19 protein-coding genes are annotated in these 23,807 nt (G+C 72.2%); 8 read left to right on the top strand and 11 right to left on the bottom strand.

Annotated features, from left to right (window positions below; all coding sequences use genetic code 11):
• Positions 1-121 precede the first annotated feature (121 nt).
• The 5 genes from G8E01_RS02775 to glgP all read left to right on the top strand — a co-directional run bounded on the left by G8E01_RS02775 (position 122) and on the right by glgP (position 7,039).
• Positions 122-745 (top strand): TetR/AcrR family transcriptional regulator, encoded by a 624-nt coding sequence (locus tag G8E01_RS02775; RefSeq protein WP_166315544.1) that lies wholly within the window; start codon positions 122-124, stop codon positions 743-745.
• On the top strand, positions 742-1,323 hold the full coding sequence (locus G8E01_RS02770) for a hypothetical protein (RefSeq protein ID WP_166315541.1): 582 nt from the start codon (positions 742-744) through the stop codon (positions 1,321-1,323). Before G8E01_RS02775 ends, G8E01_RS02770 begins: the two co-directional genes overlap by 4 nt.
• Positions 1,320-3,215, top strand: coding sequence for a YhgE/Pip family protein (locus G8E01_RS02765; RefSeq protein WP_166315538.1), 1,896 nt, complete (start codon positions 1,320-1,322; stop codon positions 3,213-3,215). The genes G8E01_RS02770 and G8E01_RS02765 overlap by 4 nt, the downstream gene beginning before the upstream one ends.
• Before the next feature lie 136 nt (positions 3,216-3,351).
• Positions 3,352-4,368, top strand: a complete 1,017-nt coding sequence (locus tag G8E01_RS02760) for a winged helix DNA-binding domain-containing protein (RefSeq protein ID WP_166315535.1) — start codon at positions 3,352-3,354, stop codon at positions 4,366-4,368.
• Positions 4,369-4,444: 76 nt separating this feature from the next.
• On the top strand, positions 4,445-7,039 hold the full coding sequence (gene glgP, locus G8E01_RS02755) for an alpha-glucan family phosphorylase (protein WP_166315532.1): 2,595 nt from the start codon (positions 4,445-4,447) through the stop codon (positions 7,037-7,039).
• Positions 7,040-7,041: 2 nt separating this feature from the next.
• Here glgP and glgX read toward each other — a convergent pair whose 3' ends face one another.
• From glgX to G8E01_RS02720, 7 genes are all read right to left on the bottom strand, one after another.
• Positions 7,042-9,189 carry a glycogen debranching protein GlgX gene (glgX, locus tag G8E01_RS02750; protein WP_166315529.1) on the bottom strand — a complete coding sequence of 716 codons (2,148 nt, stop codon included), beginning with the start codon at positions 9,187-9,189 and terminating at the stop codon, positions 7,042-7,044.
• 77 nt (positions 9,190-9,266) lie between these two features.
• Positions 9,267-10,247 carry an ornithine cyclodeaminase family protein gene (locus tag G8E01_RS02745; protein ID WP_205827337.1) on the bottom strand — a complete coding sequence of 327 codons (981 nt, stop codon included), beginning with the start codon at positions 10,245-10,247 and terminating at the stop codon, positions 9,267-9,269.
• Positions 10,247-11,452 (bottom strand): amidohydrolase family protein, encoded by a 1,206-nt coding sequence (locus tag G8E01_RS02740; protein ID WP_166315523.1) that lies wholly within the window; start codon positions 11,450-11,452, stop codon positions 10,247-10,249. The genes G8E01_RS02745 and G8E01_RS02740 overlap by 1 nt, the downstream gene beginning before the upstream one ends.
• Positions 11,449-12,990 carry an ABC transporter substrate-binding protein gene (locus tag G8E01_RS02735; protein WP_166315520.1) on the bottom strand — a complete coding sequence of 514 codons (1,542 nt, stop codon included), beginning with the start codon at positions 12,988-12,990 and terminating at the stop codon, positions 11,449-11,451. Before G8E01_RS02735 ends, G8E01_RS02740 begins: the two co-directional genes overlap by 4 nt.
• Positions 12,987-14,597, bottom strand: coding sequence for a dipeptide ABC transporter ATP-binding protein (locus tag G8E01_RS02730; RefSeq protein ID WP_166315517.1), 1,611 nt, complete (start codon positions 14,595-14,597; stop codon positions 12,987-12,989). The genes G8E01_RS02735 and G8E01_RS02730 overlap by 4 nt, the downstream gene beginning before the upstream one ends.
• Positions 14,594-15,466, bottom strand: coding sequence for an ABC transporter permease (locus G8E01_RS02725; protein WP_166315514.1), 873 nt, complete (start codon positions 15,464-15,466; stop codon positions 14,594-14,596). Before G8E01_RS02725 ends, G8E01_RS02730 begins: the two co-directional genes overlap by 4 nt.
• Entirely contained in the window at positions 15,463-16,380 is a 918-nt protein-coding gene (locus tag G8E01_RS02720; protein ID WP_166315510.1) for an ABC transporter permease, read from the bottom strand. The genes G8E01_RS02725 and G8E01_RS02720 overlap by 4 nt, the downstream gene beginning before the upstream one ends.
• A gap of 188 nt (positions 16,381-16,568) precedes the next feature.
• On the opposite strand from G8E01_RS02720, the gene G8E01_RS02715 reads away from it, so the two are divergent.
• On the top strand, positions 16,569-17,255 hold the full coding sequence (locus tag G8E01_RS02715; RefSeq protein WP_166315507.1) for a GntR family transcriptional regulator: 687 nt from the start codon (positions 16,569-16,571) through the stop codon (positions 17,253-17,255).
• Here the strand turns inward: G8E01_RS02715 and G8E01_RS02710 are convergent.
• The 4 genes from G8E01_RS02710 to dnaK all read right to left on the bottom strand — a co-directional run bounded on the left by G8E01_RS02710 (position 17,246) and on the right by dnaK (position 21,229).
• Positions 17,246-17,680 (bottom strand): heat shock protein transcriptional repressor HspR, encoded by a 435-nt coding sequence (locus G8E01_RS02710; RefSeq protein WP_166315504.1) that lies wholly within the window; start codon positions 17,678-17,680, stop codon positions 17,246-17,248. The genes G8E01_RS02715 and G8E01_RS02710 overlap by 10 nt on opposite strands.
• Before the next feature lie 53 nt (positions 17,681-17,733).
• The gene (locus G8E01_RS02705) at positions 17,734-18,690 is read right to left on the bottom strand and encodes a DnaJ C-terminal domain-containing protein (RefSeq protein WP_166315501.1); all 957 of its coding nucleotides are present in this window, start codon (positions 18,688-18,690) and stop codon (positions 17,734-17,736) included.
• A gap of 74 nt (positions 18,691-18,764) precedes the next feature.
• Complete coding sequence (locus G8E01_RS02700; protein ID WP_166315498.1) at positions 18,765-19,373, bottom strand: nucleotide exchange factor GrpE; 609 nt, start codon at positions 19,371-19,373, stop codon at positions 18,765-18,767.
• Complete coding sequence (dnaK, locus tag G8E01_RS02695) at positions 19,373-21,229, bottom strand: molecular chaperone DnaK (RefSeq protein WP_166315495.1); 1,857 nt, start codon at positions 21,227-21,229, stop codon at positions 19,373-19,375. Before dnaK ends, G8E01_RS02700 begins: the two co-directional genes overlap by 1 nt.
• 175 nt (positions 21,230-21,404) lie before the next feature.
• On the opposite strand from dnaK, the gene G8E01_RS02690 reads away from it, so the two are divergent.
• Both G8E01_RS02690 and G8E01_RS02685 read left to right on the top strand, forming a co-directional pair.
• On the top strand, positions 21,405-22,814 hold the full coding sequence (locus G8E01_RS02690; protein WP_166315492.1) for an MFS transporter: 1,410 nt from the start codon (positions 21,405-21,407) through the stop codon (positions 22,812-22,814).
• Between the two features lie 24 nt (positions 22,815-22,838).
• Positions 22,839-23,681 carry an HAD family hydrolase gene (locus tag G8E01_RS02685; protein WP_166315488.1) on the top strand — a complete coding sequence of 281 codons (843 nt, stop codon included), beginning with the start codon at positions 22,839-22,841 and terminating at the stop codon, positions 23,679-23,681.
• Positions 23,682-23,807: the final 126 nt, after the last annotated feature.

Here is a 23,807-nt window from a genome sequence, read left to right as displayed (position 1 = left end):
GATCGGCGGAATCCGGATTCGGAGGCCGCCTTGTGACGGCGTTGTGTTGGGGGTCGTGACGACGGATGGCGGCCGCACGAGATAAGTTGCACAGCATTGTGCAACTTATTACGCTGGCGAGATGACTTCCCCCCGCCGGCGCGACGCCGTCGCCAACCGCGAGGCGCTCCTCGAGGCCGCCGCCCGCGTCCTCCGGACCGCGCCCGATGCCTCGATCGACGCGATCGCGGCCGAGGCCGGGCTCAGCCGGCGCGCGATCTACGGCCACTTTCCGTCCCGCGACGCGCTCGTGTCCGAGCTGCTTGCCCGGGGCACCGAGCGCGTCTCCGCGGCGGTCGCGGACCTCGCGGATCCGGATCCGGCGCGCCTGGTCGCCCGGCTCGGCTTCGCGCTCTGGCGCGAGATCGCGCACGTCCGGCTCGTCGCGCGCTCGCTCGTGACGGGGCCGTGGGAGGCCGACGTCGCGGCGGGCATGGCGCCCGTGCGTCGCACGCTGCGCGAGGCCCTGGCGCGCGGGCGGGACGCCGGCGTGTTCCGCCGCGACGTCGGCGTCGACGTCACGGCGCGCCTCATCGAGGAGACCGCGATCGCGGTTCTGGACGTCGCCGTCGACGGCGCGCTCGGCGACGACGAGGCGGCCCGCCTCGTCGCCGTCAGCGCCCTCGGCCTCGCCGGGCTCGGGGCCGAGCAGGCGGCCGCCGTGGCGGAGGGTGCGCGCGCGGCCGATCGCGGGGTGGTCGCGTGATCCTCGCGGCCGAGGCCGTCGCGAAGGGTCCGCTCGAGCACGCCTCGCTCGTCGTCCGCGCGGGCGAGGTCGCGCTCATCGCGGTCCCGGGCGGGCAGCGCCCCACGCTGCTCGGCCTCGTGCTGTCCGGGCGCATGTCACCCGCCCAGGGCACCGTCACGCTCGACGGGGCCGCGGATCCGCGCGCCCTCCGCCGCCGCGTCGCGCTCGTCGACAGCCCCGAGACCTCCGCGCCGCACGACGGGATCCGGCTCGGCGCGGTGGTGCGCGAGGAGCTCGTCTTCGCCGGGATCCGCCGCCCGCGCCGGGCCGCCCGTCGCCTTCTCGCCGACGAGGGCCTGTCCCCGCGCGCGCGGCTCGGCGACCTCGCGCCCGCCGAGCGCACCCGCGTCCTCGCCCGCACTGCCGCCGCGCGCGCGGGCGTCGACGCGCTCGTGTTCGTCTCCCCCGAGCGCCACGGCGGCGACGCGGCCGCCTGGCTCGACGCGGCGCACGCATGGGCCGCGCGCCGATACGCGGTCGTCGTGATCGCGTCGGCCGCCGCGGTCCGCCAGGCGGAGGAAGGCGCGAGGGCATGAGGCGGATCCAGACCCTCGTCGCAACCGAGCTGCGGCGCCTGACGGCCTCACCCATGGCGACCCTGGCGCTCGTCGCGCTCATGATCGTGCCCGTCATCTACGCGGGGCTCTACCTGTGGGGAAACGACGACCCGTACGGGCGCCTCGAGGAGATGCCGGCCGCGCTCGTGGTGACCGACGAGGGCGTGACACGGGACGGGGACACGACTAACTACGGCGCGGAGGTCCGCGACCAGCTCGTCGAGGACGGCGCCCTGGAATGGCACGTCACGGGCGCGGAAGAGGCGGCCGACGGGTTGCGCGCGGGCGCCTACGACTTCGTCGTCACCCTCGGGCCCGACTTCTCGCGCCACCTCGCCTCGATCGACGACGACGACCCCGTGCAGGCCGAGGTGGAGCTCACGACCAACGACGCCAACAGCTACCTCGCCGGGACGATCGCCGACACCGTCACCGAGACCGTCCGCGCGGGCCTCGCCCGCGAGGTCGGCGAGGAGGCGGCCCGGACGCTCCTCGACAGCGTCGCGACGATCCGCTCGGGGCTCGGGGACGCCGCGGACGGCGCGAACGATCTCGCGGACGGCGCGACAGCCGCGGCGAGCGGAGCGGCCGAGCTGGCCGACGGATCCGCGACGGCGCGGACCGGCGCCGACGACCTCGCCGCGGGGCTCGCGGAGCTGCGGGACGGATCCGCCGACCTGCCCGAGCAGACCGCGTCGCTCGCGGACGGCGCGCGCCAGGTCGCCGACGGCAACGCCCGCCTCGAGGACGCGGTGGCGCCCGCGGCCGAGGCGATAGGCGACGCGGTCTCGGCCCTCCCGAGCGAGGCCAAGCTGCGGACGGACCTCGAGGAGGCGGGCCTCGCGGGCGACGAGATCGATCGCGTGCTCGAGCTCGTCGCGCCTCTCCACGACGACATCGAGGCCGCCAACACCGACGTGCAGGCCGCCGCGGCCGCGGTCGCGCAGCTCGCCGTCGGGTCGGGCGCGGTCGCCGACGGCGCGTCTCGGCTCGCGGACGGCGTCCCCGACCTCGCGAGCGGCATCGCCGAAGCCGCGACCGGATCCGAGACCCTCGCCAGCGGCGTGACCTCGCTCGCGAGCGGATCCGCCGACCTCGCCGACGGGCTGGACGACCTGGACGCGGGCTCGGCCGAGCTCGCGGACGGGCTCGCCGACGCCACCCGGGACATCCCCGACCAGACGGCCGAGGAGCGCCAGACCGCCGCGCGCATGGTCGCGGATCCGGTCTCCGTCTCGGAGGACGCCACGAGCGCCGCGTCGTCCTACGGCGCCGGCATGGCGCCGTTCTTCATCAGCCTCGCGGCCTGGATCGGGATCTACGCGCTCTTCCTCATCGTGAAGCCGTACTCGGCGCGCGCCGTGACGGCCCTGCGCCGGCCGCTCGCGATCACCCTCGGGGCATGGGCCACGCCGGCGCTCCTCGGGATCGCGCAGATGCTCGCCGTCTTCGCGATCGTGCGGTTCGCGCTGGGCTACGACGTCGCCCGGCCCGCCGCGATGCTCGCCTTCCTGGCGCTGACGTCGGCGACGTTCGCGGCGATCGTCCTCGCCCTCAACGTCCTCCTCGGCAGCGTCGGACAGTTCCTCGGCCTCATCCTCATGGTGCTCCAGCTCGTGACGGCGGGCGGCACGTTCCCGTATCAGACCCTGCCGGCGCCGCTCCGGATCCTCCACGAGGCGCTCCCCATGAGCCACGCGGTCGACGGGATCCGCCAGCTCATGTACGGCGGGGACGCGGGCCGCGCGTGGGCCGCGGCGGCCTTCCTGGGGGTCTGGCTCGCCGCGGCGCTTGGCGTCACGCTCGCCGCGCTGTGGCGCATGACGCGCACCCGCACGCTGCGCGACCTGCGCCCGTCGCTCATCGGGTAACCCCTGACCCCCGACACGGCGCAGTCAATTTCTCGGGCGGCGGGCCGCAATCCGCGTCGCCGCGTCGCGGGGGCCGAAAATCGACTGCGTTGTGTTGCCCCGGCGCCGATGTCGGGCGCGCCGCTAGCCTGGCGCCATGGACACCCAGGGCGCGCTGCGGGCGCGGTGGTCGGCGCAGCTGCTCGGTGGATCGGGCCTCACCCCCACCCAGGTCGTCGACCGCGCCGTCGCGCTGCAGGGCCAGGACCTCCCCGCCGTCCTGCGCGCGATTGCGCTGCGCTCGGCGCCCGGCACGACCATCGCCGACGTCCGCGGCGCCTTCGACCGCGGCGAGCTCGTGCGCTCGTGGCCAATGCGCGGCACCCTGTTCGCCACGACCCCCGCGCACCTCGCGGCCCTCCTCGGCCTCACCGCCGAGCGGATCCGCGCCCAGACCGCGCGGCGGCGCCAACAGCTGGGGCTCGACGAGGGCGTCCTCGCCCGCGCCCGCGGGATCCTTGAGCCCGCGCTCGCCGAGCGGCCGCGGACCCGCGCGGAGCTCCTCGCGCTCTGGCAGGCCGACGGGATCGACACCTCGGCGGGTCGCGGGTACCACCTCCTCTTCCACCACGCGGTCGGCGGCCTCGCGCACTGGGGCGCGTTCGCGGGCGACGAGCAGCTGTTCACGGCGACCGCCGCCCCCGCCCCGGCCGGCGACGACGCGCTCGTGGACATCGCCCGCCGGTACGTCGCCGCGCGCGGACCGGTCACGGAGGCCGACCTGGCCTGGTGGCTGAAGCTTCCCAAGACGCAGGTGCGGCGAGCCGCGGCGAGCGCGGATCTCGAGGTCGTCGACGTCGGCGGCGCGCCCCACGTCGCGTCCGCCCCCGCCGACCCGGGCGACACCGGCGTCACGCTCGTGCCGGGGTTCGACGAGTGGATCCTCGGCTACGCCGACCGCGCGCTCACGGCCTCCCCGGCCGCGCAGGCCGCGCTCGTTCCGGGCGGCAATGGTGTGTTCCGCCCCGCGGTGCTCCTCGACGGCCGCGTCGTCGGCACGTGGCGCGGGCGCGCGGCGGGGCGACCGGATCCGTCCCTCGAGCTCGTCGAGCGGGTCGGCGCCGAAGACCGCCGCCGGATCGAGGCCGCGCTCGCCGCCTGGCCTCACGGCTGACGCCGCCGATGACCCGCGTGTGAACCCCGCGTGAAAACCTCGCGCCGCGTGGGATCCGCGGTCTACTCTCGGCGCTATGCGCGCGATTCGACGCTTCACCGTCCGCCCCGTCCTCCCCGAGCCCCTCGCCGCCCTCGGCGACCTGGCGGCGAACCTGCGCTGGTCGTGGGATCCGGAGACGCAGGACATCTTCGCCGAGGTCTCGCCCGAGGTCTGGGAGCGCCGGAAGGATCCCGTCCGGGTCCTCAGCGACGTCCCCGCCGGGCGGTGGGACGAGCTGCAGCGCGACGAGGGTTTCCTCGGCCGGCTCGCCTCGGCCGCGGAGGGCCTTCAGACCTACCTCACCGAGGACCGCTGGTACCAGCACGCGTGCCCGGACGGGCCCGCCCAGATCGCGTACTTCTCCCCGGAGTTCGGCATCGCCGCCGCGCTCCCCCAGTACTCGGGCGGCCTGGGGATCCTCGCGGGGGATCACCTGAAGGCCGCGAGCGACCTCGGCGTCCCGATCGTCGGCGTGGGCCTGTTCTACGCCCATGGCTACTTCAAGCAGTCGCTCACGCGCGACGGCTGGCAGGTCGAGTCCTACCCCGTGCTCGACCCGAATGAGCTGCCCGTCCGGCCGCTCCGCGAGGCCGACGGCACCCCGGCGACGATCTCGATCGACATGCCCGGCGGCCCCGCGCTGATCGCCAAGATCTGGGTCGCGCACGTCGGGCGCGTGCCGCTGCTCATGCTCGACACGGACCTCGAGGGCAACCCCGAGCACTACGTCGCGATCACCGATCGCCTCTACGGCGGGGGCGGCGAGCACCGCCTGCGCCAGGAGATCCTGCTGGGCGTCGGCGGGGTCCGCGCGCTGCGCGCCTTCAGTCGCATCACGGGCGCGCCCGTCCCCGAGGTGCACCACACGAACGAGGGCCACGCGGGGTTCCAGGGCCTCGAGCGGATCCGCGAGCTCACGGATCCCTCCGGCGCCGGCCTGAGCGTCGACGAGGCGCTCGCGATGAACCGGGCCTCGACGATCTTCACGACGCACACCCCCGTCCCCGCCGGCATCGACCGCTTCGACCGCACCCTCATCGAGCAGTACTTCGCGACCGAGGGCGGCGCGACGCCCGGCGTCCCCGCCGAGCGCGTCCTCGCCCTCGGCGCCGAGAGCTACGACGGCGGCGATCCGAGCGTGTTCAACATGGCCGTGCTCGGCTTCCGGCTCGGCCAGCGCGCGAACGGGGTGAGCGAGCTGCACGGGCACGTCAGCCGCGACATGTTCCACGGCCTGTGGCCCGCGTTCGACGAGGCGGAGGTGCCGATCGGATCCATCACGAACGGCGTGCACGCGCCGACCTGGGTCGCGCGCGAGCTGCGCGAGCTCGTCACGGCGCTCGGCGCCGACGCCGACGGCGACCCGGAGGAGTTCGCGCGCTCGCTCAAGGGGGCGGACTTCGCGCGCGTGTGGGAGATCAAGCGTGTCCTCCGCGAGCGCCTCGTCCTCGACGCGCGCCGCCGCGTCCGGCGTTCGTGGCAGAAGCGCGGCGCGGCGGAGGCGGAGCTCGGCTGGATCGACGAGGCCCTCGACCCCGACGTGCTCACGATCGGCTTCGCGCGGCGCGTGCCCTCGTACAAGCGCCTGACGCTGATGCTCCGGGATCCGGCGCGCCTCAAGGCGCTGCTGACGGATCCGGAGCGCCCCATCCAGCTCGTCATCGCCGGCAAGGCCCACCCGAACGACGACGGCGGCAAGAAGCTCATCCAGGACATGGTGCGCTTTGCGGACGACCCCGAGGTGCGCCACCGCATCGTGTTCCTCCCCAACTACGACATCGCCATGGCGCAGCCGCTCTACCCGGGCTGCGACGTGTGGCTCAACAACCCGCTGCGGCCCTACGAGGCGTGCGGCACGAGCGGGATGAAGGCCGCGCTCAACGGGGGCCTGAACCTGTCGATCCTCGACGGCTGGTGGGACGAGTGGTTCGACGGCGAGAACGGCTGGGCGATCCCGTCGGCCGACGGGCTGCCCGACCCGTCCCAGCGCGACGACCTCGAGGCGCAGGCGCTCTACGAGATCCTCGAGCGCGAGGTCGTGCCGCGGTTCTACGACCGCGACGAGCGGGGCCTCCCGACGCGCTGGCTCGAGATGGTGCGGCACACGATCGAATCGCTCGGCCCGAAGGTGCTCGCGACCCGCATGGTGCGCGACTACGTCACGGCGCTGTATCTGCCGGCTGCCGCCAGCACGCGCGCCCTCGGATCCGACTACGCGGGCGCCCGCGACCTCGCCGCGTGGGAGGAGCGCGTGCGCGCGGCATGGGGATCCGTGCGCGTCGAGCACGTCGAATCGGCCGGGGCGGGCGACGTGGCCGAGGTCGGGACCGCGCTCTCCGTGCGCGCGTTCGTCGGCCTGGGCGCGCTGGCGCCGGGCGACGTCGCGGTGCAGCTCGTCCACGGCCGCGCCCGCGGCGACGACGAGATCGCCGACGCCCAGGTGACGACGCTCACGGTGTCCGAGTCCTACGAGGGCGGGCGGTTCTGCTTCACCGGGGCCTACACGCTGGAGCGGCCGGGCCCGTTCGGATACACCGTGCGCATCGTCCCCGCCCACGCCCACCTCACGAGCCCGGCCGAGACGGGACTCGTGGCGGTCGCGGACCCGCCCGAGGTGCCGGAGGGCTAGCCTCAGGCCGCCCGCACGACCACGACGCACCGGGCCGTGATCGTGTCGGTCTGGCCGACGACGGCGGGCGAGCCGAGCGGGATCCGCGGATCCGTCGACAGGACGACCTCCCCCTCCGGCATGAACTCGGCGACGGCCGAGGCGACCTCGACGTCCTCGTCGGCGGCGTTGATCCAGACGATGAACGAACGGTCGATGACCTGTTCGCCGCGCAGGCCCGGCTCGCGCAGCGGCCCGCCGGAGAGGAAGAAGCCGAGGGTGCGGAGGCCCGGATCCGCCCAGTCGTCCTCCGTCATCTGTCGCCCCGCGGGGTGCAGCCACGCGAGGTCGTCCGGGCCGCCCTCGAGCGTCGGCTCGCCCTGGAACCAGTGCCGCTGCCGCAGCACGGGGTGGTCGCGCCGCAGCTGCAGGGCGCGTCGGGTCTGCTCGTAGACGTCGAGCCACGCGTCGTCGGCGGACCAGTCGACCCAGCTGATCTCGTTGTCCTGGCAGTACGCGTTGTTGTTGCCGCCCTGGGTGCGCCCGCGCTCGTCGCCGGCCGTGATCATCGGGACCCCGTTCGACAGGGCGAGGGTCACCATGATGTTCGCCGCCTGTCGGCGCCGGACCGCGACGATCTGCTCGTCGTCCGTCTCCCCCTCGACGCCGTGGTTGTTCGAGCGGTTGTCGTCGGATCCGTCGCGGTTGTCCTCGCCGTTTTCCTCGTTGTGCTTGTGCGCGTAGCTCACGAGATCGCGCACCGTGAAGCCGTCGTGCGCCGTGACGAAGTTCACCCCCGCGTACGCCCAGCGCCCGTCGTCGCGGTATAGGTCGGAGGAGCCGGCCACGCGCGTGGCCACCTCGGACATGTCCCCCGCGCCGCGCCAGAGGTCGCGGATCGCGCCGCGGTACTGGTCGTTCCACTCGACCCACGGCGCCGGCATCTGCCCGACGAGGTACCCGTCCATCGACACGTCCCACGGCTCCGCGATGAGCTTGACGTGACGCAGGACCGGATCCTGGTCCACGGCCGTGAGGAAGGAGCACGCCATGTCGACGTCGTATCCCGTGCGGGTGAGCGCGCTCGTGAGGTCGAACCGGAACCCGTCGACGTGCATCTCGTTGACCCAGTACCGGAGCGAATCCATGATGAGGCGCAGCATCATCGGCTCCGACGTGTCGACGGTGTTGCCGCAGCCCGTGACGTCCCAGTAGCTGTCGTCGAACGCGTCGTCGGAGTGCGGCACGATGCGCTTGTACGCGCCGCGATCGTCGAGCCCGCGAAAGGACAGGACGGGGCCCGCGGATCCGGCCTCCGCCGTGTGGTTGTAGACGACGTCGAGGATCACCTCGAGGCCGGCGGCGTGGAAGGCCCGCACCATGTCCTTGAACTCGGCGACCTGGCCGCCCCGGTCGCCGCGCGAGGAGTAGGCGCCGTGCGGCGAGAAGAACGCCGCCGTGTTGTACCCCCAGTAGTTCGTCGCCCCGCGCTCGAGCAGCGACGGCTCCGAGAAGAACTGCTGCGTCGGGAGCAGCTCGACGGCCGTGACGCCGAGGTCCTTGAGGTAGTCGATGATGTGCGGGTGCGCGAGCCCCGAGTACGTGCCGCGGATCTCCTCCGGCACGCGGTCGTGAAGCTGAGTGAATCCCTTCACGTGCAGCTCGTAGACGAGGGTGTCGCGCCACGCCGTCTTGGGCTGCTCGTCGTCGCCCCAGTCATAGGAGCGATCCACGACGACGCTGCGCGCGGTCACGGGCGCCGAGTCGTCGTTGTTGCGGGCGAGGTGGTCGTCCCACTCGTGCGCGAACAGGGGCTGTTCGGGCACGATGTCGCCGCTCGTGGCGTGCGCGTACGGATCCAGGAGCAGCTTGTGGATGTTGAACCGGTACCCATTCTCCGGATCCCACGGCCCGTCGGCCCGGAATCCGTAGAGCTGCCCCGGCTCAATCCCCGGCAGCGCCCCGTGCCAGACGCCGAGGTCCTTCTCCGAGAGCGGGACGCGCCTCTCAGCGCCGGACTCGTCGAACAGGCACACCCACACGCCCGTCGCGTCCGGCGCGTACACCGCGAAGTTCGTCGCCTCGGGGTGCCAGGACGCGCCGAGCGGCCAGTTGCGTCCGGGCCAGACGGCGGCGGTCTCGCCGACGTGATTCCAGGTCTTCGGGCTCATGGCCACATCATGCACGGTCCGGGCCGCGCGAGGCGGCCCGGACGCGAGGAATTCTCGAAGCCGTCACACGGGGTGCGTCAGGCGGAGAGATCGACGAGCGAGCCTACGCCTGCCATCGCGGCGCGCTCGACGAGGAGGTGCGCGATGGCGAGATCCTGCGCACCGATTCCCACGGAGTCGAACAGCGTGATCTCGTCGGCGCTCCGGCGGCCGGGCGCCGAGCCGGCGATGACCTCTCCCAGCGTGCCGACGACGTCCTCGAGGGAGAGCGCCCCCTCGCCCACGGCGAGCAGCAGGTCGCCCGACTTGGTTCCCGCCGTCGCGCGGTCGTCGACCCAGACGCGCGAGCGCGCCATCGCCTCGGCGTCCACCTCGCGCTCGTCCGGCCGCGGGCGCGCCCCCACGACGTTGAGGTGCTGGCCCGGCCGAAGCCAGGCCCCCCGCAGGATGGGCGCGACCGACGGCGTGAGCGTGCACAGCACATCGGCGCGGTCGACGGCTTCGCGCGGGCCGTCGGCCACCACGATCTCCCCCCTCCACTCAACCGCGTCGGCGAGCGCGCGGGCGCGTTCGCCGGTCCGCGACCACACCACGAGCGTCTCGAAGTCGCGGACGTCCCGCAGCATCTCCACGTGCTCGCGGGCGAGCGCGCCCGCGCCGAGCAGGCCCAGCACGCGCGCGTCGGGACGCGCGAGTGCGTCCGTCGCGACGGCGCTCGCGGCCGCCGTGCGCACGCGCGTCGGAACGCCTCCGTGGAGGAGCGCGACGGGTTCACCCGTCTCCCGTGCCACGACGGAGATGAGCGACCGCTGCGTCGGCAGCCCCCTCTGCGCGTTGCCCGGGACGTCCGCGAGGAGCTTGACCGCGGCCGTCCCGGTCGCGTCCGACGCGGCCGACATCACGATGTACCGCCCGTCCTCAGCGGATGTCCACATCGACTGCGGGGCCGGCTGCGACGCCGCCCCCCGCGCGATCTCCGCGAAGGTCTCCGCGACAATCGCGCGGGTGGCCTCCCGATCCACGAGCGGCTCGAGCTGCCCCGCGGTCAGCAGCCGCATCACGCGGCGGAACCGATCAGCTCGAGGCCGTCCGCGACCACGATCCCGCCGTGGATCACCGTGCGGTCGGAACCCCGGTCCATGACCGCCGCCGTGGGCGTCTCCCCCTCCAGCAGGACGAGGTCCGCGCGGTCGCCGGCCGCAAGTCCCGGCCGGTCATCGAGCGAGGCGAGCGGCGCACCCGTGCCCATCACGGCACGGCCGCCGCTCGTCGCGATCGCGAGGCAGTGCTCGATGTGGGCGTCCTGCCGGAAGCCGTTGGTGAACGCCAGCTGCCAGGTCCGCGAGAGCATGTCGCAGTCGCCATACGGCGACCAGTAGTCGCGCTGCCCGTCCTCGCCGAGGCCCAGGCGGATGCCGTACTCCGCGAGGAGGAGCGTCGGAAGGGGCTCGGGCGGGGCGATGGTTGCCATCGCCACGTCCCACTCCCGGAAGCCCTCCAGCAGCGGTCGCAGCTGGTTCTCCGGCAGCTTCGCCAGCCCGTAGCCGTGCGAGATCGTGACGCGGCCGCGCATGTCGAGCGCGCGGATCCGCTCCAGGATCAGCTCGGCGGAGAACCGCGCGAGCTGGTCGGGCTCGTGCAGGTGGATGTCGATCGGCGCGTCGAACCGCTCCGCGATCCCGAACACCGTGTCGAGGTGGCGCACGGGGTCGCGGTCGAGCGCGCAGGGGTCGATGCCGCCGACCACGTTCGCGCCGGAGGCCATCGCCCGGGCGAGGAGGTCCGCGGACCCGGCCTCGCGCAGGAGGCCGGCCTGCGGGAAGGCGATGATCTCCACCTCGCTGCGCGAGGCGTGCGCCTCGCGGGCCGCGGCGACGGCCTCAAGGCGCTCGAGCCCGCAATCGGCATCGACCTGCGCATAGGTGCGAACGTGCGTCGTCCCGCGCGCGATCATGCGCCCAAGGGTCTCGGTCGCGCGCCATGGCATGCTCTCCTCCGCGCCTCGCCAGTTCTCGCGGTCGTTCAGCATCATGTTCCAGACGCCGGGCCGCCCCGTGTGCGGTCGGAAGGGGAGCCCGACGCGCGTGGAATCGAGGTGCACGTGCACGTCGCTGAACGACGGCAGGAGGATCCGCCCGCGGCCCGCGACGACCACGTCACCGGGCCGGGCGATGGCGTCGGACACGAGGACGCCGTCCTCCGCCGCCATCGTCGTCGCCGCCCCGCCCCAGGGGCGGACGTCCTCGAGAACGAGGCGGCTCATCGTGCGCTCGTTTCACGGAAGTCGAACAGGCCATCGGCGCGCGGGGTGAAGCCGGAGTCGGCGGCGACCGCGAAGGCGTTCATCGGGACGTAGAGCGGCACGAAATACACCTGGTCGTTGCTGTACTGGAGCAGCTCGGCGAAGACCTCCTCGCGCTCGGGGCCCGTCACGCCGCGCTGCTCGACCGCGAGCTCCTCGGTCCGCGGATCCTGCGCGTAGTTGTTATTCCCGTCCGGCTCGTAGAGGTCCGTGAGGGGAAGGTCGCCGTCGAGCGTGGACGGCGCCCAGGTGTTCAGGTAGATGCCCTCGAACTCGCGCTCGCGCACCTTCAGCGTGTGGCTCTCCTGGTCGGCACCGCGCATGTCGACGGTGATCCCCGCCTCCTCGAGGAAGCCCTGGATCCCCTGCGCTACCTCGGACGAGAGCGGGATGCGTCCGTCCGTCGCGTAGTCGAACGGAATCGTCTCGCCGTCATAGCCCGCCTCGGCGAGCAGCTCCCGCGCGCGCTCCGGGTCGTAGGCGATCGACGTGACGTCCTCCGAATATCCCTCGACGGCCGGCGCGAGCGTCGCCGACGCGGGCTCCGCGAGGCCCGACAGGAGGTCCGACGCGAGGCTATCCGTGTCGATGGCGGCCGCGATAGCCTCGCGGACGAGCGGATCGGCGAGCACGCCGGCCGTCGAGTTGACGCCGAGGAAGACCACGCCGTTCGACAGTTCGGAGACGACTTCCGCCTGGTCCGCGCCCTCGAACTGGGGGACGAGCGTCGGCCCGATCTGGGCGACGTCGAGGCTTCCCGACAGCACGCCGTTCGCCCGGGACTCGTCCGACGCGACCGGCCGCAACGAGATCTCCGCGATTTCGGGCGCCTCACCCCAGTAGTCGTCCCGCCGCACGAGGTCGTAGGCGACGCCCTTCTGCACGTTCTCCAACGCGTAGGGACCGGATCCGATCGGGTCCTGCGCGAAGGCGTCGGCGCCCATCTCCTCATACGTATCCGCCGGCACGACGGAGATCAGCGAGGTGTTGCGCGGGAAGGCGGAAAACGGGGCCGTCAGGTGAAAGCGCACCGTGTGGTCGTCGACGGCCTCGACCGACTCGACGGAGCTGAGGTAGGCGTGGTTCTCGCTACCGGGGTCGTTGAGGATCGTGGTGTACGAGAACACAACGTCGTCGGCCGTGATCTCCTCGCCGTTGCTCGCGGTGACGCCCTCCGCGAGCGTGAAGTCCCACTCCGTCACGTCCTCGTTCGCCGCCCACTCCGTCGCGAGTTGCGGCAGCATCTCGCCGTCCGGGCCAATCGCGACGAGCTGATCGAAGGTGTGGAAGAAGACGGACAGAACGACGAGGGCACCCGACTGGAGCGGATCCATCGACGTGGGGTCGGTCGGCAGTGCCGCGACGACGCTGGTCGGGGCGGTGTCGCCCCCGTCGCTCGACGTGTCGGCAAAGCCGCCGGCGCAGCCGGCGAGGACGAGTCCGCCCAGCGCGAGCCCGGCGGGGGCGGCGATGAGGCGCGAACGGCGTGCAGGGGTCATGACGAGATCTCCTCGGTGGTGTTCAGGGGTTCGTTGATGCGGGGGATGGCGGCCAGAAGGTCGCGCGTGTAGGGGTCGTGCGGGGCGCGGAAGATCTCCTCGGTGGGCCCTTCCTCGACGACGCGACCGGCGCGCATCACGACGACGCGGTCGGCCACGCTGCGCACCACGCCCAGGTCGTGCGAGATGAAGAGGAACCCGAGCCCGTGCTCCGCCTGCAGGTCGGAGAGCAGGTCGAGGACCTGTGCCTGGATTGAGACGTCGAGGGCCGACACGGGCTCGTCGAGGATGAGGAGCTCGGGCCGGAGGGCCAGAGCGCGCGCGATGCCCACGCGTTGGCGCTGGCCGCCCGACAGCTCGCCGGGGAGGCGCGCCCAGGTGGCCTCGTCGAGACCGACATCGCGCAGCAGGCTCGGGACGCGCTCGCGGCTGTCGGCGCGCCGGATCCGCAGGGGCTCGGCGACGATCTCGGTGACCGTGAGGCGAGGGTTGAGCGCGGAGTACGGATCCTGGAACACGATCTGGGCGCGCTCGCGCTGACGCGCGGTGCGGGCGGCGAGCGCCGCGGGCATGAGGTCTCCCCCCACCCGGACCGCGCCCGAGGCCGCGGCCTCGATGCCGAGCACGGCACGCGCGAGAGAGGACTTTCCGCATCCGGACTCGCCCACTACCGCAACCGTCTCGCCGGCGCGGACCCGCAGACTCACGCCGTCGACGGCGCGCACGGTGCCGCGCCGCCGCGCGCCGTACTCCACCACGACGTCGTCGACGGCCAGCGCCTCGCGGGCGTGGTCGAACGAGCGCGCCGCGCGCAGGGGCTTCGCCTCGGGGCGCGCGGCGAGCAGGGCGCGCGTGTACTCGTGGGCGGGGGCGTTCAGGACGGCGCCCGTCTGCCCCTCCTCGACGATCTCTCCCCGCCGCATGACCGCGAGGTCGCGGGCGCGCTCGGACACGAGCCCGAGGTCGTGCGTGATGAGCACGAGCGCGGATCCCGTGCGCTCGCGCACGTTGTCGAGCAAGTTCATGACCTGCCGCTGCACCGTCACGTCGAGTGCGGTCGTCGGCTCGTCCGCGATGATGAGGAGCGGGTCGTGGGCGATCGCCATCGCGATCATCGCGCGCTGCCGCATGCCCCCCGACCACTGGTGCGGGCGCGTCGCGGCCCGCTCCGCGGCGTCGCGAATCCCGACCGACGTCAGCAGGTCGAGCGCCCTGCGCCGCAGCTCGGCGCGCGAGGCGCGGGGCTCGTGCGCCCGGATGGCCGCGACGACCTGGGCGCCCACGGATCGCAGCGGGTCGAGCGCGGACATGGGGTCCTGAAACACCATCGCCGCGGTGCGGCCGCGCAGCGCGCGCATGCGGCGCGCGTCGGCCCGCGTGACGTCCTCGCCGTCGATCAGGATCCGCCCTGCCGCGCGGCGCACGCCGCGGGGGAGGAGGCCGAGGGTGGACAGCATCGTCAGGCTCTTTCCGGAGCCCGACTCGCCAACGACACCGAGCGTTCCGCCGCGCGCCACCTCGAGCGTGACGCCGCTGACGAGCGTCCTCGGGGTGGCCTCGTCGGTCTCGAGCACGAGGTCTTCGATGGCCAGAACGGGCGCGCTCATCGCATGTCTCCCTTCCGGAGGAGAGCGCCTCGGCTCTCCGCCGTGAATTGCTGGCTGAGGAACTGCGCCCCGGCGACCGCGAGGAACATCACGATTCCGGGCAGCATCGTGAGCCACGGATCCGCGGCGAGATACTTCTGCCCGTCGAAGATCATGGATCCCCAGCTCGGGACGGGCGGCTGAACGCCCAGACCGAGGTATTCGAGCGACGACTCCAGCAGGATGATCGTCGCGACGTCGGTAGCCGCGATGATGAGCGTGTGCGGCCAGACGTTGGGGAGCAGGTGCCGCGTGAGGACCCACACCCGACCCGCTCCCTGCGTCAGCGGCGCAACGACGAAGTCGCGGGTGCGCAGGGCCGAGGCGACGTTGCGGGTGACGCGGGCATAGCCCACCCACCAGGTCGCGCCGAGGACGACGGTGGTGAGCGCCGCGCTCGGCGGCAGGACCGCGCAGATGGCGATCAGCAGGAGCACCACGGGCATCGCGAGCGTGGCGTTGCTCACGATCTGCACGAAGGCCTCCACGCGCCCGCCGAAGTAGCCGGCGAGGAGGCCGACGGCGGTCCCGATCACGGCGTTCATCGCCACGATCGCGGCGGTCATCCCGAGCGTGACGGTCGTCGCGAGCGAGACGCGGCTCAGGAGGTCGCGGCCGAGCGCGTCCGTCCCGAGCGGGTGCGCGGCCACCTCGAAGGGCGCGGCGTGCGCCCCGGCGAGGTCCTGCGCGAAGGGGTCGAACCCGGGGAGGAGGGGAGGAAGCGCCGCGAGGAGGAGGACCGCGCCGAGCATGACGATGCCGGCGACGACTGTCGGCGTCGGACGGGGGCGAGCCGGCGCGGCGGGAGGGGCAATCTGCACAGTGGTCATGCGAGCGAGGTCCTCGGGTCGATGCGGTGGACGAGGATGTCGACGGCGGTGTTCACGACGACGAAGATGAGCGCGACGAACAGCAATCCCGTCTGCACGATCGGGAAGTCGCGCTGGCTGACGGCCTGCGTCAGAAGCTGCCCGAGGCCGGGCCACGCGAAGACGACCTCGACGACGACCGTGCCGCCCAGGAGCCCCCCGAGGTTGAGCCCCGCCATGCCGAGCACGGGCAGGAGCGCATTCGGGAGCATGTGCGAGAACAGGATCGTGCCGCGGCGCTTTCCCTGCGCGAGCGCCGTGCGGACATAGTCCTGTCCCGCCTGCTCGCTCAGCGCGGCGTCGAGTAGCCGCAGGTACATGACGAACTGCCCGGTGGTCAGCGTGACGACCGGCAGCACAAGACTCTCGGGGCTCGTCCGTCCGAGCGAGGGCAACATCCCGAGCGTCACGGAGAAGACGAGCACGAGGAGCAGGCCGAAGAAGAAGTCCGGCATGGACTGCCGGAGCGCGCCCGCCCAGCCCGCAATGGCCCGCAGCGCGCGGCTACCGGTGAGCTGGATCGCGAGCGCGACGGCCAGGGCGAGCGCGAAGCCGATCACGAAGGACCACACCGCGAGCTCGAATGTCGCGGGGAGGCGTTCGAGAACGAGCCCGAGCGAGGACTCGCGCATCCGGTAGGAGTCGCCGAAGTCGCCCGTGAACAGCCCCGTCAGATAATCGACGTACTGCACGAGGAGCGGGCGGTCGAAGCCGAGTTCGGCGTTCAGCGCCGCGATGTCGGCGGCCGTGGCGTTGTCCGGAAGCAGCAGCGCGGCAGGTTCCCCCGTCGCGCGGCCGAGGACGAACGCGACCGTGACGACGACGAAGATCGTCACGAGTGCGACGCGGAGTCGGCGGGCGAGGAATCGAAGCATGCGAGAGACGTTATGGCCTCGCGCTCGCCGGATCAGGCGATGTCATCCACTCGTCACAAAGGCCTTACGTGACCGTCATTTTTGCATACCAAATCCCCGCTTATTCGGGCTTACTCCCGCATTTAACCCGGATTCTGTATGCCAAATGGCCATTTCGCCCCGTCTCCAGAACCTGGCAAGATGGCGTCATGGACCCCCACGACAGCTCGCTCTCCGTGCGCATCGCGCACCACCTTCGCGAGCAGATCATCACCGGGGAGATCCCCATGGGGGGCAAGCTCAACGAGCGCCAGATCGCCGAGGCGCTCGAGGTGTCGCGCGTCCCCGTGCGCGAGGCCCTCCCCATCCTCGAGGCCGAGGGGTTCATCTCCTCGCAGCCGAGGCGCGGCGCGGTCGTGCACCTGTTCACGATCGACGACGCGCGCGAGGTGTTCGACCTACGCCGCGAGCTCGAGCCGCTCGCGGCGCGCCTCGCCGCCGATCGCGCCGCCGCCGGCGCGGACACGGGCGCGCTCCGCGCCGCCCTCGCGTACGCCCGCGAGCCGGTCACGCTCGCGCCTTCGACGCGCAACTCGGACCTGCACGAGGAGATCCTGCTGCTCTCGCGGCACGCGCTCCTCCAGCGCATGAGCGGGCTGCTGAACGGGCGGGTCCGCTGGCTGTTCCACCTCACGCCCGAGCGCGACACCGATTCGATGTGGCAGGAGCACGCCGAGCTCGTCGATGCGATCGTCGCCGGCCGGGCCGATCTGGCATTCCTCCTCGCGGAGGCGCATGTCGAGCGCGGGCGCGTCGAGTCGTTGCCCCTGCTCGCCGACCGCCTGCCGGCTCCCCCCGCGCCCGCCCGCAGGCGCCGCGCCGCGCCTCAGTCCTGACGCGGGGGCCGCCAGAGCACGAGGTCGGTCTGGCGGCGGATGCGGGTCGTGCCCGTCAGGGTGACGACGCCGCCCGCCGCGTTCGTCGCGAACACGCGGGCGCCGGGGCGCGTGGCGCGCTCCTCGCGGAGCTCGCTCGCGAGGGTCCGCACCTCGTCGCGCAGCGCCTGCACCTCGTTCTCGAGGTCGAGCATGCGCTGGATGACGGCGAGCGGCACGCCCTCCGCCGACAGCCGCTGCACCTCGCGCAGCTGGGCGATGTCGATCGCCGAGTACCGGCGGGATCCGCCGCGCGTGCGGCCCGGAACGACGAGACCGATCCGGTCGTACTGCCGGAGGGTCTGCGGATGCATACCCGACAGTTCGCTCGCGGCCGCGATCGGGAAGATCGGGTCGCTCGGGCTCACGCCGTCTGGCAGCTGCATGTCACGTCCCTTCGCGGTCTCGTCGTCCCACTATCGCAAATGCGGGGGCCGGATCAGTGGAACAGGCCCGCGCGCGGGTTCTCGCCCGGCTCGAGGTCGCGGAAACGCTCGAGCGCCTCGCGCTGCGCGTCGGAGAGGTGCGCCGGGACGGCGATCTCCAGCTCGGCGAGGAGGTCGCCCGTGCCCTTCGCGGTCGCGATGCCGCGACCCTTCACGCGCAGCACGCGGCCGGAGGGCGTGCCGGGCGCAACGCGCAGGCGTACGGGCTCGCCCTCGAGGGTCGGCACCTCGATGGTCGTGCCGAGCACGGCCTCCGTGAAGGTCACGGGGACCGTGAGGCGCAGGTTGCGGCCGTCGCGTGTGAAGACGCGGTGCGGGCGCACCGAGACCTCGACGACGATGTCGCCGTTTTCGCCGCCGTTCGCCGACGGGCGGCCGCGGCCGCGCAGCCGGATCTTCTGGCCGTCGCCCACGCCCGCGGGGATCTTCACCTTGAACGGCTTGCCGTCCTCGCCGCGCAGCGAGATTGTCTCGCCCTTCGCGGCTGTCGTGAAGTCGATGGTCGTGCGGGCGCGCACGTCGGCGCCCTTCTGCGGCCCGCCGAACCCGCCGCCGTACCCGCCGAAGCCGCCCCGCGGCGCCCCACCGGTCGAGGCGTTGAACATCGAGAAGATGTCGTCGAAGTCGGGGTTGCCGCCCCCGCCGCGCGAGAAGCGGCTGAAGACGTCCTCGAAGCCGCCGGCGCCGGATCCGCCCGCCGTGAAGCGCGCGCCGGATCCCATCGCTCGCAGCTCGTCGTATTCCTTGCGCTGCTCCGGGTCGGAGAGCACCGAGTACGCCTCGCTGATCTCCTTGAACTTCGCCTCGGCCGCCTGGTCTCCGGGGTTGGAGTCCGGGTGGTACGTGCGGGCGAGCTTGCGGTAGACCTTCTTCAGCTCGGCCTCGCCGACGTCCTTCGAGACGCCCAGGACGGTGTAAAAGTCCTTGTCGAACCAGTCCTGACTGGCCATGTGCACCCTCTTGCTCGTGTGGCGGCGGCGCGGACCCTCGTGGATCCGCGCCGCCGCCGGGGAGAAATTCGCTCCTACTCGGCGGGAACCGCGACGACGACCTTGGCCGGCCGCAGCTCGACGTCGCCCAGGCGGTACCCCACCTCGACGACCTCGAGGACGGTCGAACCGGTCGCGCCGGGGGTGGGCTGCTGGAAGACGGCCTCGTGGCGCTGCGGGTCGAACTCCTCGCCCGCCTCGCCGTAGGCGACGACGCCCGTGCGCTCGGCAACGCCGCGCATCTTCTCGGCGACGAGCGCGAACGCCGTGCCCTCCTCCAGGTCGCCGTGCTTGGCCGCGCGGTCGAGATCGTCGAGCACGCTCAGCATGCCCTTGGCGACCTCGCCCTTCGCGCGGTCGATGTCGACCTGGCGCTGCTCCTCGGTGCGGCGACGGTAGTTGGCGTACTCCGCCTGAATCCGCTTGAGGTCGTGCAGGAGCTGCGTCTCGTAGTCGCTCTTCTCCTGCTCCGCGGCCTCGTCGGTCTGCTCGGCGTCGAGGATCTCGTCGACCGTCAGGCCGTCGTCCTCCGTCGACTGGTCGCCAGCGGGTGCGCCCGTGGCGGGGGCAGCGTCTGCCCCCGCCTCGGCGTCCGGCTGGACCTGGTCGTCGCCGTTCGGCTCGATCGGGTCCTTGTCCGTCATTACTTGTTCTTCTCGTCCTCGTCGTCGACGACCTCGGCGTCAATGACGTCCTCGTCGTCCGAGGATCCGTCGGCCGGGGCCTCCTGAGCGCCCTCGGGAGCCTCCTGCTGCGCCTGCGCGTAGAGCGCCTCACCCAGCTTCGTCTGGCTCTCGTTGAGCTTGTCGAACGCCGTCTTCACGGCGTCGTCGTCCTCGCCCGCGAGCGCGGCCTTGAGGGCCTCGACGTCGGCTTTCACCTCGGTCTTGACATCCTCGGGCAGCTTGTCGTCGTTCTCCTCGATGAGCTTCTCGATCGAGTAGGACAGCGTCTCCGCCTGGTTGCGGACGTCGGCGGCCTCGCGGCGCTTCTTGTCCTCCTCCGCGTGCTCCTCGGCCTCGCGGACCATGCGGTCGATGTCCTCCTTGCCAAGCGAGGATCCGCCCGTGATGGTCATCGACTGCTCCTTGCCCGTGCCCTTGTCCTTCGCCGAGACGTGGACGATGCCGTTCGCGTCGATGTCGAAGGTGACCTCGACCTGCGGCAGGCCGCGGGGCGCGGGGGCGATGCCCGTGAGCTCGAACGTGCCGAGCGGCTTGTTGTCGCGGGTGAACTCGCGCTCGCCCTGGAAGACCTGGATCGCGACCGAGGGCTGGTTGTCCTCCGCCGTCGTGAAGGTCTCGCTGCGCTTGGTCGGGATGGCCGTGTTGCGCTCGATGAGCTTGGTCATGATGCCGCCCTTGGTCTCGATACCGAGGGACAGGGGCGTGACGTCGATGAGGAGGACGTCCTTGCGCTCGCCCTTCAGCACGCCGGCCTGGAGGGCCGCGCCGACGGCGACGACCTCGTCCGGGTTGACGCCCTTGTTGGCCTCCTTGCCCGTCTCGCGCTTGACGAGCTCGCTCACGGCGGGCATGCGGGTGGATCCGCCGACGAGGACGACGTGGGCGATGTCGCTCAGCTTGACGCCGGCCTCACGGATGACGTCGTCGAAGGGCTTCTTCGTGCGCTCGAGGAGGTCCTTGGTGAGGTCCTCGAACTTCGCCCGCGTGAGAGACTCCGACAGCGACGCCGGGCCCTGCTCGGTGAGCGAGAGGTACGGCAGGCTGATCGTCGTCGAGGCCGAGCTCGAGAGCTCCTTCTTGGCCTGCTCGGCGGCTTCCTTGAGGCGCTGCAGCGCGATCTTGTCGCCCGAGACGTCGACGCCCGAGGTGTTCTTGAACTGCGTGATCAGCCAGTCGACGATCCGCTGGTCCCAGTCGTCGCCGCCGAGGCGGTTGTCGCCGGCGGTCGCGCGGACCTGGATCGTCGAGAAGTCGTCGTCCTTGCCCACCTCGAGCAGCGAGACGTCGAACGTGCCGCCACCGAGGTCGAAGACGAGGATGAGCTCGTCCTCCTGGCCCTTGTCCAGGCCGTAGGCGAGCGCCGCCGCGGTGGGCTCGTTGACGATGCGCAGGACGTTGAGGCCCGCGATCTCGCCGGCCTCCTTCGTGGCCTGGCGCTCGGCGTCGTTGAAGTAGGCGGGAACCGTGATGACGGCGTCGGTCACGGTGTCGCCGAGGTACTGCTCGGCGTCGCGCTTGAGCTTCATGAGGATGCGCGCCGAGATCTCCTGCGGCGTGTACTTCTTGTCCTCGACCGCGAAGGTCCAGTCGGTGCCCATGTGGCGCTTGACCGAGGCGATCGTGTGGTCGACGTTGGTGACGGCCTGGCGCTTGGCGGTCTCGCCGACGAGCACCTCGCCGTCCTTCGCGAAGGCGACGACCGACGGGGTCGTGCGCATGCCCTCGGCGTTGGCGATGACCTTCGGCTCGCCACCCTCGAGGACGGACACGACCGAGTTGGTGGTTCCGAGGTCGATTCCCACAGCACGTGCCATGTTGTTGCTCCGTTTCGTTGAGGAAGCCTGCTCGCGAGAGTTGAGTCGCGATGGCTCAAGCGTAGAACACCCCTCGCGGGATGTCAAGAAACTTGATACGTGGTGACTCAAGTTTCGTCTCGCGCGGCGCGCACGGGGTCCCACACCCGTCACCCGCACGCGATATCGTTCGCGCATGCCGCACGACGACCGCCCCGGCCCCGCGCACCCGCCGGCCGCCGCCGACAGCGCCGCCCTCCCCGTCCTCGGCCTGCAGGCGCAGCTCGGCGACCGCCCCGCGAAGCGGTCGGCCGTCTTCGCGTGGGCCCTGTGGGACTGGGGCCTGCAGCCGTTCAACACGGTCATCGTGACCTTCATCTTCACGGCGCTCTACCTCACGACCGACGCCTTCCTGCCGCCCGAGGTCCAGGCGCTCGCGGACGGGGATCCGGCGAAGGATCAGGCGCTCGCGGGCCTCTCGAGCGGCCTCGGCCTGGGCACGACGATCGCGGGGCTTTTGATCCTCGCGGTCGCCCCCGTCCTGGGGCAGCAGGCCGACGCGCAGGGCAAGCAGAAGCTCTGGCTCGGCATCGGCACGGGCGGCACGATCGCCTGCATGCTCGGGCTCTGGTTCGCCGAGCCGGCGCCGACCTACTTCGGCCTGGGCGTCGCGCTCATCGCGGCGGGCACCGTGTTCAACGAGATCGGCAGCGTCAACAGCAACGCGCTGCTCGTGAGCATCGCGTCGCCGCACAACGTCGGGCGGATCTCGGGCCTCGGGTGGGGCTTCGGCTATCTCGGCGGGATCCTCGCGCTCGTGCTCGTCGTGGTGTTCTACGTCAGCGACTGGTTCGGCCTCCCGGAGGACGGCGGCCTGCCGTTCCGGCTCATCGCCGTCGGGTGCGCGGTGTGGGGCCTCGTCTTCACGCTCCCCGTGTTCTTGGCGGTGCCCGAGCCCGCCCCGCTCGGAAAGCCCGAGCGGCGCGTCAACTTCTTCCGCAGCTACGCCCTGCTCGTCCGCGACGTCGCGGGCCTGTACCGCTCGCCGGCCACGCGCAACACGTTCTGGTTTCTCCTCGCGAGCAGCGTCTTCCGCGACGGCCTGAGCGGCGTGTTCACGTTCGGCGCCATCATCGCGGCGCAGGTGTTCGGCTTCGGGTTCATCGACCTCGTCGTCTTCGGCATCGCGGCCAACCTCATCGCGGGCGTCTCGACGCTCATCGCCGGGCGCTGGGACGACCGGTTCGGCCCCAAGGCCGTCATCGTCACCGCCCTCGCCGCGATGGTCGTCTCCGGCCTCGTCGTGTTCGCCTTCGCCGACGGCGGCGCCGTCGTGTTCTGGGTGTTCGGGCTCGCGCTGTGCGCCTGCGTGGGGCCGGCGCAGTCGGCCGGCCGCTCCTTCCTCGCCCGGGTGACACCGGCGGGGCGCGAAGGCGAGATTTTCGGGCTCTACGCGACCACGGGCCGCGCCGCGAGCTGGATGTCCTCACTCCTGTGGACCGTCCTCATCGCGCTCACGGGCGCGACGATCTTCGGCGTGCTGGGCATCGTGATCGTGCTCGCGATCGGCCTCGCCCTGCTCCTGCCCGTCCGCGCCGCGCGCTGATCGGCGCGCTGACAGACTGGTCCCATGTCCCGACGCATCGCCTTCCTCGACATTGACGGCACGATCATCGATCACGCCGGCGGGATCCCCGAAAGCACGGTGCGCGCGGTGCGGAACGCCCGCGCGGCGGGCCACCTCGTCTACCTCGCGAGCGGGCGCACACCCAGCGAGGTCGAACATCGCCTCGTCGACATCGGCTTCGACGGCGCCATCCTCGGCGCCGGCGCGTACGCGTGGATCGGGACGCTGTGGGAAACGGGCGGCTGGCGCGTCGAGCGGCTCATGGATCCCGCGCACGTCGCGCGCATGACCGCCGCGTTCCGCGAGGTCGGCGCCGACTACGTCCTGCAGGGGCGCGAGGGCGTGTGGGCGACGCGGCGCGCGTTTGCGCGGCTCGAGTCCTCCCTCGATGCCGAGGGGAGGCTCAGCGACGCGACGCGCGAGGCGCTGCTTGACCACGTGACGATCACGGAGGATCCGCCCCACGACGGCATCGCGAAGTCCGTGTTCTCGAGCGACGACCTCGGCTGCTACGCGGCCGTCACCGCGCGCCTCGGCGCTGATTTCAGCGTCATCACGGGAACCATGCCCGGGCTTGGCACCGCCGGCGGCGAGGTCTCCCCCGCCGGTGTGACGAAGGGATCCACGATGCGGCGCGTGCTCGCGGAGCTCGGCATGACGGCGCGCGACGCGATCGCGATCGGCGACAACAACAACGACCTCGACATGCTCGAGGCGGCCGGCGTCGGCGTGGCGATGGGGAACGCGACGCCCGAGGCGCGTGCCGCGGCCGACGAGGTCACCACCGCCGTGGACGACGACGGCATCGCGACGGCCTTCGCGCGCCACGGTCTCATCGAGCCGTAACCGCGGAAACCCGGGCTGCGCTCCCCCGATCGCGGCCCGGGCCCCACTTCCGCCGGTACATCGGAGAAGGCGCGTGCGCCGCTCCGGGATCCGGCTCCTCCAGGCTATCGACCGGCTCGGCGACAT

Origin of the sequence: Microbacterium excoecariae (assembly GCF_011326725.1) — a bacterium.
Classification (GTDB): domain Bacteria; phylum Actinomycetota; class Actinomycetes; order Actinomycetales; family Microbacteriaceae; genus Microbacterium; species Microbacterium excoecariae.
Note: the sequence above shows the minus strand (reverse complement) of the source record. Positions and strands in the feature narration are given on the sequence as shown.

Coding starts and splice junctions, on each gene's coding strand:
- G8E01_RS02775 (WP_166315544.1), top strand. CDS start 122: ATGACTTCCCCCCGCCGGCGCGACGCCGTCGCCAACCGCGAGGCGCTC.
- G8E01_RS02765 (WP_166315538.1), top strand. CDS start 1,320: ATGAGGCGGATCCAGACCCTCGTCGCAACCGAGCTGCGGCGCCTGACG.
- G8E01_RS02760 (WP_166315535.1), top strand. CDS start 3,352: ATGGACACCCAGGGCGCGCTGCGGGCGCGGTGGTCGGCGCAGCTGCTC.
- glgP (WP_166315532.1), top strand. CDS start 4,445: ATGCGCGCGATTCGACGCTTCACCGTCCGCCCCGTCCTCCCCGAGCCC.
- glgX (WP_166315529.1), bottom strand. CDS start 9,189: ATGAGCCCGAAGACCTGGAATCACGTCGGCGAGACCGCCGCCGTCTGG.
- G8E01_RS02745 (WP_205827337.1), bottom strand. CDS start 10,247: ATGCGGCTGCTGACCGCGGGGCAGCTCGAGCCGCTCGTGGATCGGGAG.
- G8E01_RS02740 (WP_166315523.1), bottom strand. CDS start 11,452: ATGAGCCGCCTCGTTCTCGAGGACGTCCGCCCCTGGGGCGGGGCGGCG.
- G8E01_RS02735 (WP_166315520.1), bottom strand. CDS start 12,990: ATGACCCCTGCACGCCGTTCGCGCCTCATCGCCGCCCCCGCCGGGCTC.
- G8E01_RS02730 (WP_166315517.1), bottom strand. CDS start 14,597: ATGAGCGCGCCCGTTCTGGCCATCGAAGACCTCGTGCTCGAGACCGAC.
- G8E01_RS02725 (WP_166315514.1), bottom strand. CDS start 15,466: ATGACCACTGTGCAGATTGCCCCTCCCGCCGCGCCGGCTCGCCCCCGT.
- G8E01_RS02720 (WP_166315510.1), bottom strand. CDS start 16,380: ATGCTTCGATTCCTCGCCCGCCGACTCCGCGTCGCACTCGTGACGATC.
- G8E01_RS02715 (WP_166315507.1), top strand. CDS start 16,569: ATGGACCCCCACGACAGCTCGCTCTCCGTGCGCATCGCGCACCACCTT.
- G8E01_RS02710 (WP_166315504.1), bottom strand. CDS start 17,680: ATGCAGCTGCCAGACGGCGTGAGCCCGAGCGACCCGATCTTCCCGATC.
- G8E01_RS02705 (WP_166315501.1), bottom strand. CDS start 18,690: ATGGCCAGTCAGGACTGGTTCGACAAGGACTTTTACACCGTCCTGGGC.
- G8E01_RS02700 (WP_166315498.1), bottom strand. CDS start 19,373: ATGACGGACAAGGACCCGATCGAGCCGAACGGCGACGACCAGGTCCAG.
- dnaK (WP_166315495.1), bottom strand. CDS start 21,229: ATGGCACGTGCTGTGGGAATCGACCTCGGAACCACCAACTCGGTCGTG.
- G8E01_RS02690 (WP_166315492.1), top strand. CDS start 21,405: ATGCCGCACGACGACCGCCCCGGCCCCGCGCACCCGCCGGCCGCCGCC.
- G8E01_RS02685 (WP_166315488.1), top strand. CDS start 22,839: ATGTCCCGACGCATCGCCTTCCTCGACATTGACGGCACGATCATCGAT.